Origin of the sequence: Streptomyces sp. NPDC001663, from assembly GCF_042893105.1 — a bacterium.
Classification (GTDB): domain Bacteria; phylum Actinomycetota; class Actinomycetes; order Streptomycetales; family Streptomycetaceae; genus Streptomyces.
This window is the reverse complement of record NZ_JBIAUR010000008.1, coordinates 296,797-309,252: the sequence shown is the minus strand read 5'-3', so window position 1 is coordinate 309,252 and position 12,456 is coordinate 296,797. Positions and strand designations below refer to the sequence as shown.

The 12,456-nt window shown below is 70.9% G+C and carries 9 protein-coding genes; 2 read left to right on the top strand and 7 right to left on the bottom strand.

The window, feature by feature from the left end; all coding sequences use genetic code 11:
• Nucleotides 1-10 precede the first annotated feature (10 nt).
• The 3 genes from ACFY1L_RS26570 to ACFY1L_RS26560 all read right to left on the bottom strand — a co-directional run bounded on the left by ACFY1L_RS26570 (nucleotide 11) and on the right by ACFY1L_RS26560 (nucleotide 4,656).
• Nucleotides 11-1,003 carry a helix-turn-helix transcriptional regulator gene (locus ACFY1L_RS26570; RefSeq protein ID WP_388829191.1) on the bottom strand — a complete coding sequence of 331 codons (993 nt, stop codon included), beginning with the start codon at nucleotides 1,001-1,003 and terminating at the stop codon, nucleotides 11-13.
• Nucleotides 1,004-1,078: 75 nt separating this feature from the next.
• Entirely contained in the window at nucleotides 1,079-3,781 is a 2,703-nt protein-coding gene (aceE, locus tag ACFY1L_RS26565) for a pyruvate dehydrogenase (acetyl-transferring), homodimeric type (protein WP_388829188.1), read from the bottom strand.
• Between the two features lie 251 nt (nucleotides 3,782-4,032).
• Complete coding sequence (locus ACFY1L_RS26560; RefSeq protein ID WP_361256638.1) at nucleotides 4,033-4,656, bottom strand: GntR family transcriptional regulator; 624 nt, start codon at nucleotides 4,654-4,656, stop codon at nucleotides 4,033-4,035.
• Between the two features lie 279 nt (nucleotides 4,657-4,935).
• Between ACFY1L_RS26560 and ACFY1L_RS26555 the strand changes: the two genes are divergently transcribed.
• Nucleotides 4,936-5,655: a hypothetical protein gene (locus ACFY1L_RS26555; RefSeq protein ID WP_388829185.1), complete on the top strand. Its 720-nt coding sequence runs from the start codon at nucleotides 4,936-4,938 to the stop codon at nucleotides 5,653-5,655.
• 52 nt (nucleotides 5,656-5,707) lie between these two features.
• Here the strand turns inward: ACFY1L_RS26555 and sucB are convergent, their stop codons facing one another.
• From sucB to ACFY1L_RS26540, 3 genes are all read right to left on the bottom strand, one after another.
• Complete coding sequence (sucB, locus tag ACFY1L_RS26550; RefSeq protein ID WP_388829182.1) at nucleotides 5,708-7,504, bottom strand: 2-oxoglutarate dehydrogenase, E2 component, dihydrolipoamide succinyltransferase; 1,797 nt, start codon at nucleotides 7,502-7,504, stop codon at nucleotides 5,708-5,710.
• Between the two features lie 59 nt (nucleotides 7,505-7,563).
• On the bottom strand, nucleotides 7,564-8,952 hold the full coding sequence (gene lpdA, locus ACFY1L_RS26545; protein ID WP_388829179.1) for a dihydrolipoyl dehydrogenase: 1,389 nt from the start codon (nucleotides 8,950-8,952) through the stop codon (nucleotides 7,564-7,566).
• Between the two features lie 254 nt (nucleotides 8,953-9,206).
• Nucleotides 9,207-10,733, bottom strand: coding sequence for a leucyl aminopeptidase (locus ACFY1L_RS26540; RefSeq protein ID WP_388829177.1), 1,527 nt, complete (start codon nucleotides 10,731-10,733; stop codon nucleotides 9,207-9,209).
• Nucleotides 10,734-11,106: 373 nt separating this feature from the next.
• Between ACFY1L_RS26540 and ACFY1L_RS26535 the strand changes: the two genes are divergently transcribed.
• Nucleotides 11,107-11,883, top strand: coding sequence for an endo alpha-1,4 polygalactosaminidase (locus ACFY1L_RS26535; protein ID WP_388829174.1), 777 nt, complete (start codon nucleotides 11,107-11,109; stop codon nucleotides 11,881-11,883).
• On the opposite strand, the gene ACFY1L_RS26530 is transcribed toward ACFY1L_RS26535, so the two are convergent.
• Nucleotides 11,843-12,448: an RDD family protein gene (locus tag ACFY1L_RS26530; RefSeq protein WP_388829171.1), complete on the bottom strand. Its 606-nt coding sequence runs from the start codon at nucleotides 12,446-12,448 to the stop codon at nucleotides 11,843-11,845. The genes ACFY1L_RS26535 and ACFY1L_RS26530 overlap by 41 nt on opposite strands.
• Nucleotides 12,449-12,456 lie beyond the last annotated feature (8 nt).

Genomic DNA, 12,456 nt, shown 5'->3' with positions numbered 1-12,456 from the left:
CGGCGGATTGTTATGTCCCGTTCAGCCCGTCGTACAGCCGGGCCAGCCGTGCCGCGTCGTCCGCGAAGCGTCTGCGCAGGCTCTCGGGCGCCAGCACCTCCGCCTCCGGGCCGAGCCCGGTGAGCTGCGAGTGGGCGACCTTCTCGGACTCCACGGGCAGCGTCACCGTCAGCCACCCGTCCCCGTCCGGGGAGCCCGCGGCCGCCAACGCCTCCCGCGCGGACGCCGGATCGACGACGTACGGAAGTCTTCGGACCCCGTCCACCGACAGCCGTACGACGACCTCGGCCCGCAGGATCGACCGCGCGAACTGCTCGGCCTGCTCCTCCCAGAAGCCGGGGAGGTCGAACTCCTCGTCCCGCGGGAAGCGGTCCGCCGATACGTCCACCGCGGTGAACCGGTCGATGCGGTAGACGCGGTACGCCCCGCCGCCCGGTCCGGCCACCCGCGCGCACAGGTACCAGACCCCGGCCTTCAGCACGAGCCCGTACGGCTCCAGCTCCCGCTCGACCTCGCCGTCCCCCTTGCGATAGCGCGCGGTGACCCGCCGGTCGTCCCACACCGCGTCCGCGACGGCGGGCAGCAGGCCGGGCGCCTTCGGCTCGGTGAACCAGTTCGGCGCGTCCAGGTGGAAGCGCTGCGCTGCCGTACGGGAGGCGTCCCGCAGGGACGGCAGAAGAGCCGCCGAGACCTTCAGACGGGCGGCGGAGGCGGCGTCCTCCAGCCCCATCTCGCGCAGCGCCCCCGGCACTCCGGACAGGAACAGCGCCTCCGCCTCGCTCCGGGCCAGCCCGGTCAGCCGCGTCCGGTACCCGCCGATCAGCCGGTACCCGCCGGCCCGCCCCCGGTCCGCGTACACCGGAACCCCCGCCTCCGACAACGCCTGCGCATCCCGCGTGACCGTCCGCTCCGACACCTCCAGCTCCCGCGCCAGCTCGGCGGCGGTCATGGAGGGCCGGGACTGCAGAAGCAGCACCATCTTGATCAGGCGGGCAGCGCGCATACGGCCATGATGCCGGGGGCCACTGACAACGGAGGGGCACGGCGACCGCCGTACCCCTCCGTCCGAGCTCAGGCCCTACAGGCCGTACTTCTCGCGCGCTTCCTTCACGGACGTCGCCTTGACCTCGCCGCGCCTGGCCAGCTGGGCCAGGGCCGCCACGACGATCGACTGCGCGTCGACGCCGAAGTGGCGGCGGGCACCCTCGCGGGTGTCCGACAGGCCGAAGCCGTCGGCGCCCAGCGAGGAGTAGTCCTGCTCGACCCACTGCGCGATCTGGTCCGGGACCTGGCGCATGTAGTCGGAGACCGCGAGCACCGGGCCCTCGGCGCCGTGCAGCGCCTGGCGGACGTACGGGACGCGCTCCTCGCCGCGGAGCAGGGCCGCGTCCGCCTCCAGGGCGTCCCGGCGCAGCTCCGTCCAGGACGTCGCCGACCAGACGTCGGCCGCGACACCCCACTCCTCCGCGAGCAGCTTCTGCGCCTCCAGCACCCAGTGGATCGCCGTGCCGGAGCCCAGCAGCTGGATGCGCGGGGCGTTGGCCGCGGGCGAGACCCCCGCCGACTCCGCCGTGTTGAAGCGGTACAGGCCCTTGACGATGCCCTCGTCGATGCCCAGGCCGGAGGGCTTGGCGGGCTGCGGGAGCGGCTCGTTGTAGACGGTGAGGTAGTAGAAGACGTTCGGGTCCTCGCCCGGGGCCGCCTCGCCGTACATACGGCGCAGGCCGTCACGCACGATCGCCGCCACCTCGTACGCGAACGCCGGGTCGTACGTCAGCGCCGCCGGGTTCGTCGCCGCGATCACCGGCGAGTGACCGTCCGCGTGCTGCAGGCCCTCGCCGGTCAGGGTCGTCCGGCCTGCGGTCGCGCCCACCAGGAAGCCGCGGCCCAGCTGGTCGCCGAGCTGCCACATCTGGTCGGCCGTGCGCTGCCAGCCGAACATCGAGTAGAAGATGTAGAACGGGATCATCGCCTCGCCGTGCGTCGCGTACGACGTCGAAGCGGCGATGAAGTCGGCCATCGAACCGGCCTCGGTGATCCCCTCGTTGAGGATCTGGCCGTTCTTGGCCTCCTTGTAGTACATCAGCTGGTCGCGGTCGACCGGCTCGTACGTCTGGCCCTTGGGGGAGTAGATCCCCAGGGACGGGAAGAGCGACTCCATACCGAAGGTGCGCGCCTCGTCGGGGACGATCGGCACCCAGCGCCTGCCGGTCTCCTTGTCGCGGACCAGGTCCTTGATGAGGCGCACGAAGGCCATCGTCGTCGCCACGTTCTGGGTGCCGGAGCCCTTGTCGAAGGAGGCGAAGGCCTTCTCCGCAGGGGAGGGCAGGGGCGCGAGTGCATGCGTACGACGAGCGGGGGCCGGGCCGCCGAGGGCCGCGCGGCGCTCCTGGAGGTAGCGGACCTCGGGGGAGTCGGCGCCGGGGTGGCCGTAGGGGACCTGACCGTCGACGAAGTCGCTGTCCTTGATGGGGAGTTCGAGAAGATCACGCATCTTCTTGAACTCGTCCACCGTCAGCTTCTTCATCTGGTGGTTGGCGTTCTTCGACGCGAAGCCCTCGCCGAGCGTGAAGCCCTTGACGGTCTGGGCCAGGATGACGGTCGGGGCGCCCTTGTGGTCGATCGCCGCCTTGTAGGCCGCGTAGACCTTGCGGGCCTCGTGACCACCGCGGGAGAGGTGGAAGCACTCGAGGATCTTGTCGTCGCTCAGCAGCTTCGCCATCTCGACGAGCGCCGGGTCCTTGCCGAAGAAGTCCTGGCGGATGTAGGCGGCGTCGCGCGTCTGGTACGTCTGCACCTGGGCGTCCGGTACCTCGCGCAGGCGGCGTACCAGCGCGCCCGTGGTGTCGAGCTGGAACAGCTCGTCCCAGGCGGAGCCCCACAGCGACTTCACGACGTTCCAGCCGGCGCCGCGGAACTGGGCCTCCAGCTCCTGCACGATCTTGAAGTTCGCGCGCACCGGGCCGTCGAGGCGCTGCAGGTTGCAGTTGATGACGAAGGTGAGGTTGTCGAGACCCTCGCGGCTCGCGAGAGCGAGTGCGGCCGTCGACTCCGGCTCGTCCATCTCGCCGTCGCCGAGGAAGGCCCAGACGTGCGACTGCGAGACGTCCTTGATGCCGCGGGCCGTCAGGTAGCGGTTGAAGCGCGCCTGGTAGATCGCGGAGAGCGGGCCGAGGCCCATCGACACCGTCGGGAACTCCCACAGCCAGGGCAGCCGGCGCGGGTGCGGGTACGACGGGAGGCCGTTGCCGCCGGACTCCCGGCGGAAGTTGTCGAGGTGGTGCTCGTTCAGGCGGCCGTCGAGGAAGGCGCGGGCGTAGATGCCGGGGGAGGCGTGGCCCTGGATGTAGAGCTGGTCGCCCGAGCCGTCGGCCTCCTTGCCCTTGAAGAAGTGGTTGAAGCCGGTCTCGTAGAGCCAGGCCGCGGAGGCGAAGGTGGCGATGTGGCCGCCGACGCCGTATTTGGAGCCACGGGTCACCATCGCGGCCGCGTTCCAGCGGTTCCACGCAGTGATACGGCGCTCCATCTCCTCGTCACCTGGCATGCCCGGCTCGGCGGCGGTGGGGATGGTGTTGACGTAGTCGGTCTCGAGGAGCTTCGGCAGCGCGATGCCGTTGCCCTCCGCCCTCTCCAGCGTGCGGCGCATCAGGTACGCGGCACGGTGCGGGCCCGCCGCCTTGGCGACCGCGTCCAGGGAGGCCTGCCATTCGGCGGTCTCCTCGGGGTCCCGGTCCGGGAGCTGGTCGAGCTCGCTCGGCTGGATGGCGTTGGGGTCGGTCATGTCGCCGCCTTCCTCAGTCGAAGGGGGTTCCCTCATCGGTAAGGGGTTCGGGGGTGCCCTTGGTCTTTGGCAGGACAGGGCGCGGGGCCCGGGTGGAGGCCCGTCGGCGACAATAACTCGCTGATCGATGATCGATCAAAGGGTTGAGGGGCAAAACTTCTCGATTACGAGAAAGTAGGCACGGGGTGTCTTTCGGGCAGGCACCCGGTGCCGTGTTCTCGAGGGATTTCCGCAGGTGAGCGGGGTCGTGCTCAAGCTCGCGGTGCGCAGCCCAGCACGTGGGCCTTCACCAGTTCCGCGATACGGGGGTCCCGGCGCCGGAACGCCTGGACCAGCTCCTCGTGCTCCTCCGCGTACGACTGTTGAACCGTGCCCAGCCAGCGGATCGACAGTGCCGTGAAGACCTCGATGCCCAGGCCCTCCCAGGTGTGCAGCAGCACCGAGTTGCCGGCCGCGCGGACCAGCTCGCGGTGGAAGGCCACCGTGTGCCGCACCTGACCCGTGCCGTCGGCGTTGCGGTCGGCCTCGTACAGTGCGACCACGTGCGGCTCCAGCGCCGAGCAGTCCTCCGCCAGCCGCTCCGCGGCCAGCTCCGCGGCGATCGCCTCCAGGCCGGCCCGGACCGGGTAGCTCTCCTCCAGGTCGGCCGCCGTCAGGTTGCGTACCCGTACGCCCTTGTTCGGCGCCGACTCGATCAGCCGCAGCGACTCCAGCTCGCGCAGCGCCTCCCGCACCGGCGTCTGGCTGACCTCCAGCTCGGTCGCGATACGGCGCTCCACGATCCGCTCGCCCGGCTTCCAGCGCCCGCTGACGATCCCCTCCACGATGTGCTCGCGGATCTGCTCGCGCAGCGAGTGGACGACGGGCGCGGTCATGAGGGCTCCTTAGGGAGGGGCCGCCCATCGGCCCCTGGGGCGTTTGACGTTTAGACAATAAGGCCGCGGACGCCTTGGGGTGGGGCGCACGGGGGCGCTTTCGTGCAGGTGAGACGAGACTTACACGCCGTACAGAGCGTCGCTGCTGTAAAGACCCGTACCGGGCCGGACCCGGAGTCGTCACCACCGTGTCACCGGCAGAACCCCCGGGCCGCCGATGCCGTCGCGGTCGGCAAGGGGCATCCGAGCGGGGCGCCCCCGCACCATCAGGGGGACGGCATGAACACAGGGGAACGGCGTAGCAGGCTCGGATGGACCGTCGCGGCGGCGGCGGCCGCGGCCGCGGTCATCGGCGTGACGGGGTGCCGGGAGATGCCCACGGCGGCATCGGACGCGCCCACCAGGGCGGCGGCCGGCGAGCCGTCCGGGAGCAGCGGCACGGAGGTCCAGGGCATGGCGGGTTCGCTCGCGTCCGCGAAGCAGCCCGCCGGACCCGGCGGGGCCTGCGTCTTCGTCAAGCCCGACGGGGCCCAGAAGTTCGGGCACGTCGGCTGGGGCTTCCGGGTCACGGGCACCGACCAGTGGGTCTACGGCGCCGTGGAGAACCCCACCAACAAGCTCTACACCCCGCCCGGCGGCTACATCGGCGCCTGGCACGCGAAGGGGACGTACGCCCGCATGCTCAGCGAGATGTCCCGGGACGCCCACTACCCCGGCAAGTCCAGCCATCCGTACAGCCGTTACCGCTGCGTCTCCTCCTCGACCAGTGACGTGAACAGCGCCTGGGCGATGATCCGGACCGTCGAGAGCCGCGGCTTCCTCGTCGGCTTCGACCGCAAGACCGGTGAACTCACCTCCCGGGACTGCCTCGACGCCACCTACGACGTCCTGCACGCCTACCGGACGCGGCACCTGACGTACGCGCCGCACCTGGACGTCCCCAACGTGTGGGTCGAGACCCTGTGGGACTGGAGCGATCACACGCTGACGCCCCGGTAGAACGGCGACGCCCCCGTCCGGAGAGTCCGGACGGGGGCGCGCCTTACGAGCCTTACAGGCCGAGCTCGACCTCGAACTCGCCCGCCTCCAGGATCGCCTTGACCGCGGTCAGGTAACGGGCCGCGTCGGCGCCGTCCACCAGACGGTGGTCGTAGGAGAGGGTCAGGTAGGTCATGTCGCGGACGCCGATGACCGTGCCCTCCTCGGTCTCGATGACGGCCGGACGCTTGACCGTGGCACCGATGCCGAGGATCGCGACCTGGCCCGGCGGCACGATGATCGTGTCGAAGAGCGCACCGCGCGAACCGGTGTTGGAGATGGTGAAGGTCGCGCCGGACAGCTCGTCGGGCGTGATCTTGTTCGCGCGGACCTTGCCGGCCAGGTCGGCCGTGGCCTTGGCGATACCGGCGATGTTGAGGTCACCGGCGTGCTTGATGACCGGGGTCATCAGGCCCTTCTCGGAGTCCACCGCGATACCGATGTTCTCGGTGTCGAAGTAGGTGATCGTGCCCTCGGCCTCGTTGATCTTGGCGTTGATGGGCGCGTGCGCCTTCAGCGCCTGGGCCGCGGCCTTGACGAAGAACGGCATCGGGGAGAGCTTGACGCCCTCGCGGGCCGCGAACGCGTCCTTGGCCCGGGCGCGCAGCTTCATCAGACGCGTGACGTCGACCTCGACGACCGAGGACAGCTGGGCCTGCTCGTGCAGCGCCTTGACCATGTTGTCGCCGATGACCTTGCGGATGCGCGGCATCTTGACGGTCTGGCCACGCAGCGGCGAGGCCTCCAGGCTCGGGGCCTTCTTGGCGGCCGGAGCGGCGGCGGCAGCGGGGGCCGGAGCAGCGGCGGCGGCCTTCGCGGCCTCGGCGGCGGCGATGACGTCCTGCTTGCGGATACGGCCGCCGACGCCGGTGCCCTTGACGCCGGCCAGGTCGACGCCGTTCTCGGCGGCGAGCTTGCGCACCAGCGGGGTGACGTAGGCGCCCTCGTCGGTGGCCTGCGCGGCGGGAGCCGGAGCGGCCGGAGCCGGGGTGACCGGGGCCGGAGCGGCCGGCGCGGGGGCCGGGGCAGCCGGAGCCGGGGCGGCGGCCTGGACCGGAGCCGGGGCCGGCGCGGCAGGAGCAGCGGGCGCCGGAGCCGGAGCGGCCGGGGCGGGAGCCGGAGCCGGGGCGGGCGCCTCGGCAGCCGGAGCCGGAGCGGCGGGGGCCGGGGCGGCCGCCGGAGCGGCACCCGGGGCGCCGATGACGGCGAGCTTGGCGCCGACCTCGGCGGTCTCGTCCTCGCCGACCACGATCTCCAGGAGCACGCCGGCGACCGGCGCGGGGATCTCGGTGTCGACCTTGTCCGTGGAGACCTCGAGCAGCGGCTCGTCCTCCGCGACCTCCTCGCCGACCTCCTTCAGCCAGCGGGTGACGGTGCCCTCGGTGACGCTCTCGCCGAGCGCGGGGAGGACCACGTCCGTGCCGGACGCGCCACCGGCCGGGGCGGCGGGGGCGGCGGCGGGCGCGGGGGCCGGGGCGGCCGGGGCCTCGGCGACCGGCGCCGGGGCGGGCTCGGCGGCCGGGGCCGGAGCCTCGGCAGCGGCGGGGGCCGGGGCGGCAGCGGGCGCGCCCGTGCCGTCGTCGATGACGGCCAGCTCGGCGCCGACCTCAACGGTCTCGTCCTCGGCGACCTTGATGGACGCGAGGACACCGGCGGCAGGGGAGGGGATCTCGGTGTCGACCTTGTCGGTCGACACCTCGAGCAGCGGCTCGTCGGCCTCGACGCGCTCGCCCTCGGCCTTCAGCCAGCGGGTGACAGTGCCCTCGGTGACGCTCTCGCCGAGCGCCGGAAGGGTTACGGAAACCGCCATGGTTTCGGTTGCTCCTTACGAATTGCGGAAGTCTGAGTCGTCGCTTCGTCGACCGAGGGTCAGTCGTGCGAGTGAAGGGGCTTGCCGGCCAGGGCCAGGTGGGCCTCGCCGAGCGCCTCGTTCTGCGTCGGGTGGGCGTGGATGAGCTGGGCGACCTCGGCGGGCAGCGCCTCCCAGTTGTAGATCAGCTGGGCCTCGCCGACCTGCTCGCCCATGCGGTCGCCGACCATGTGGACGCCGACCACGGCACCGTCCTTGACCTGGACGAGCTTGATCTCGCCCGAGGTGTTCAGGATCTTGCTCTTGCCGTTGCCCGCGAGGTTGTACTTCAGAGCGACGACCTTGTCCGCGCCGTAGATCTCCTTGGCCTTGGCCTCGGTGATGCCCACGGAGGCGACCTCGGGGTGGCAGTACGTCACCCGGGGCACGCCGTCGTAGTCGATCGGAACGGTCTTCAGACCGGCCAGACGCTCCGCCACCAGGATGCCCTCGGCGAAGCCGACGTGCGCGAGCTGGAGCGTCGGGACGAGGTCGCCGACGGCGGAGATGGTCGGGACGTTGGTGCGCATGTACTCGTCGACGAGGACGTAGCCGCGGTCCATCGCGACGCCCTGCTCCTCGTAGCCGAGACCGGCGGAGACCGGGCCGCGGCCCACCGCCACCAGCAGGACCTCGGCCTCGAACTCCTTGCCGTCGGCGAGGGTGACCTTGACGCCGTCGGCGGTGTACTCGGCCTTGGAGAAGAAGGTGCCCAGGTTGAACTTGATGCCGCGCTTGCGGAACGCGCGCTCAAGAAGCTTGGAGGAGTTCTCGTCCTCGACCGGGACGAGGTGCTTGAGGCCCTCGATGACGGTGACGTCCGCACCGAAGGACTTCCAGGCGGAGGCGAACTCGACGCCGATGACACCGCCGCCCAGGATGATCGCGGACTTCGGAACGCGGTCCAGGACGAGGGCGTGGTCGGAGGAGATGATGCGGTTGCCGTCGATCTCCAGGCCCGGCAGAGACTTCGGCACGGAGCCGGTCGCCAGCAGAACGTGGCGGCCCTGGACGCGCTGGCCGTTGACGTCGACGGAGGTCGGGGAGGACAGGCGGCCCTCACCCTCGATGTACGTCACCTTGCGGGAGGCGACGAGGCCCTGGAGTCCCTTGTACAGGCCGGAGATCACGCCGTCCTTGTACTTGTGGACCCCGGCGATGTCGATGCCCTCGAAGCTGGCCTTCACACCGAACTGCTCGCTCTCGCGGGCCTGGTCGGCGATCTCGCCCGCGTGCAGCAGGGCCTTGGTGGGGATGCACCCACGGTGCAGGCAGGTACCGCCGACCTTGTCCTTCTCGATCAGGGCGACGTCCAGGCCCAGCTGCGCTCCGCGCAGGGCCGCGGCGTAACCGCCACTACCACCGCCGAGGATCACTAGGTCGAAAACGGTGCTGGCGTCGTTCGCCACGTCACGTCCTCCATGCATGTGCGCCACGCCGGTCAGCGGTGACCGGTCGGCGGCTGGTGTCCGGCCGCTCATTCTTCGGCCCTGTGGTGGGGGCCCTGTCCTGCCGAGCCCCATCTTCGCACTTGTCCGGGGCGTTCGAGACGCCGGGCCGGTGTGTGAGACGTCCCACGTTCGGTCGAGCGGACCGATGAGGCGCATGAATGAGGGGGCTCCGCCCTACCCGCGCGCGGAGCCCCCTTTCATTCAGAGCAACCTCACCCGAGGTCGCCGGCGGCGGTGAGTTCGGCCAGCCGAACCAGCGTCCGCACTGCTGTGCCCGTACCGCCCTTGGGGGTGTAGCCGAACGGCCCGCCCTCGTTGAAGGCCGGACCCGCGATGTCCAGGTGCGCCCAGGTGATGCCCTCGCCCACGAACTCCCGCAGGAACAGGCCTGCGACCAGGCCGCCACCCATCCGCTCACCCATGTTGGCGATGTCGGCGGTGGGGGAGTCCATGCCCTTGCGCAGGTGCTCCGGCAGCGGCATCGGCCAGGCCGGCTCGCCGACCTCCTCGGCGGCCTCGTGCAGCGCGGAGCGGAACGCGTCGTCGTTCGCCATGATCCCGAACGTCCGGCTGCCCAGCGCCAGCATCATCGCGCCGGTCAGGGTCGCGACGTCGACGATGGCGTCCGGCTTCTCCAGCGAGGCGGCCCACAGCGCGTCGGCCAGGACCAGGCGGCCCTCCGCGTCCGTGTTGAGGACCTCGACCGTCTTGCCGCTGTACATGCGCAGCACGTCACCGGGCCGGGTCGCGGAACCTGACGGCATGTTCTCGGCGAGGGCCAGCCAGCCGGTCACATTGACCTCGAGGCCGAGACGCGCGGCCGCGACCACGGCCGCGAAGACCGCCGCCGCACCGCTCATGTCGCACTTCATCGTCTCGTTGTGGCCCGCCGGCTTCAGCGAGATGCCGCCCGAGTCGTAGGTGATGCCCTTGCCGACGAGCGCGAGGTGCTTCTTCGCCTTGGAGGAGGTGTACGACAGCTTCACCAGCCGCGGGCCCGCCGCGGAGCCGGCGCCGACGCCGAGGATGCCGCCGTAGCCGCCCTTCTCCAGTGCCTTCTCGTCGAGCACCTGCACCTTGAGGCCGTGCTCCTTGGCCGCGGCCGTCGCGACGGCCGCGAACGCCTCCGGGTCGAGGTCGTTCGGCGGCATGTTGATCAGGTCGCGGGCGCGGTTGAGCTCCTCGGCGACGGCGGTGGCGCGCTCGACGGCCGCCTTGTGCTCCTTGTCGCGCGGCTTGGCGCCGAGCAGCGCGGCCTCGGCGAGCGGGGCCTTGCCGTTCTTGGCCTTCTCGTCCTTGCCGTTCTCCTTGTAGGCGTCGAAGGAGTACGCGCCGAGCAGCACGCCCTCGCCGATCGCGCCGACGTCCGAGGCGTCCCCGATCGGCAGTAGGAAGGCGGCCTTCTTGGCGCCGGCGAGGGTACGGGCGGCGGCACCGGCGGCCTTGCGCAGCGACTCGGCGGCATAGCCGGAGTCCTTCTCGGGCTCCGAACCCAGGCCCACCGCCACCACGAGCGGGGCCTTGAAGCCGGACGGCGCCGGCAGCTTCGTCACCTCGCCCTCGGCGCCGGAGGCACCGAGGGTCTCCAGGACGCCGGCGAGCCTGCCGTCGTAGGCCTTGTCCACGGCCTCGGCGCCCGGTGCGACGACCGGGCCCTTCGCGCCCTTGGCCACACCGATCACGATCGCGTCGGCCCGCAGACCGGACGCCGCGGCGGTGCTGAGAGTGAGAGCAGTCACGGTGGTGAAATCTCGCTTCCGATGTGAAGTTTCTGTAGTCGATCTGTGTGGGTCGACCGGGCCCGACAGCCGACCCTAGATCCGAGTTCAGGGTGCGTTTCCAGCGGGGCCTTCCCCGGTGCGGCGAACACTCGGGATGAGCCTACGCGCGTGCGTGCGCCGGCTCGTTCCTGTCGCCCTCCTGTCGTCGTTCACCTGCGGGTGACGCGGTGGCCATTTCCCGATCCTCCTCGAGGCTGCCACAGCGGGATCTTCTGGGGGGAGGGACGGGCAATTGACCGGCCCGGGCAAAGGGGGCCTCGGTGTACTGCGCCGTAACCGGCATCGGAGATCATCCGTGGGGAACGCTTCCCCACACCCTGGAGCCAGCGCGTTGAGACGCACCATCCCCCTGCTCGCCCTGCTTCTGCTGGCGGGCTGCAGCACCGTGGCCGACTCCAAGCCGTCCGGCGAACGCTGGCGGCCGCGCCCCGGCGTGGCCTGGCAGTGGCAGCTCAGCGGCCGCGTCGACACCTCCGTCGACGTGCCGGTCTACGACATCGACGGCTTCGACCAGCCCAGGGCGACGGTCACCACGCTGCACCGCAAGGACCGCAAGGTCATCTGCTACATCTCCACCGGCGCCTGGGAGGACTGGCGGCCCGACGCCAAGAAGTTCCCCAAGTCGGTGATCGGCAAGGGCAACGGCTGGAAGGGCGAGCGCTGGCTCGACATCCGTCGCACGGACGTACTGGAACCGCTGATGGCGGCCCGCTTCGACATGTGCCGCAAGAAGGGCTTCGACGCGGTCGAGCCCGACAACATGGACGGCTACAAGAACAGCACCGGCTTCCCCCTCAAGGCCGCCGACCAGCTCCGCTACAACCGCCTGATCGCCAAGCTGGCCCACGACCGCGGCATGGCGGTCGGCCTGAAGAACGACCTGGGCCAAATCCCGGCACTGGTGGGGGACTTCGACTTCGCGGTCAACGAACAGTGCGCCCAGTACGGCGAGTGCGCCGCCATGAAGCCCTTCATCAAGGCGGACAAGGCGGTCTTCCACGTCGAGTACGAGCTGCCGACGAGCCGCTTCTGCGCACAGTCCCGCCGACTGAAGCTGAGCTCGATGCTCAAAAAGTACGAACTGGGGGTGTGGCGCCGGGCGTGCTGATGCCGAGCCCGGTGACCGCGGTACCGGCCACCCGGTCGGCGAGGGAGCGTCGGGTGGGGGAGAAGACCGGCAGCGCGTTGAGGAAGAACACGACGACGGCCAGCGTCCACACCAGCACCGACAGCACGAAGTACCCCTCGACCAGCAGCACGCAGGCGACGGCGTAGATCGCGATGTCGGCGGCCGTGGTCACCGCGGCACGCACCGCGGCGCGGCGAGGGGCGCTCGGGGTGACCTTCAGCCCGAGCAGCCCCTTGCCGACGGTCCGCCCGGCGAACGCCAGGCAGCCCCACTGGTAGAGGAAGGCCGCCACGATCAGCACCCCGAAGGCCTCTTCGACGTCGAGGACCGCCTTGTCCCACAGCGACAGCCCGAGGCCCTGAGAGGCGTCGATCACGTCGCCGCGCGAGGTCAGCAGGTCGAGACCGCCGCGGGCGGCCAGCTCGGGCACGTCGGTGACGAGCGCCGATATCCGGTGGAAGGTGAGCACGGCCAGCCCGGTCGCCAGCGTGAGCACCAGCGCGAAGTCGATGAACCAGGCCACGGCACGACGAAGCTTCGGCACGAACATCC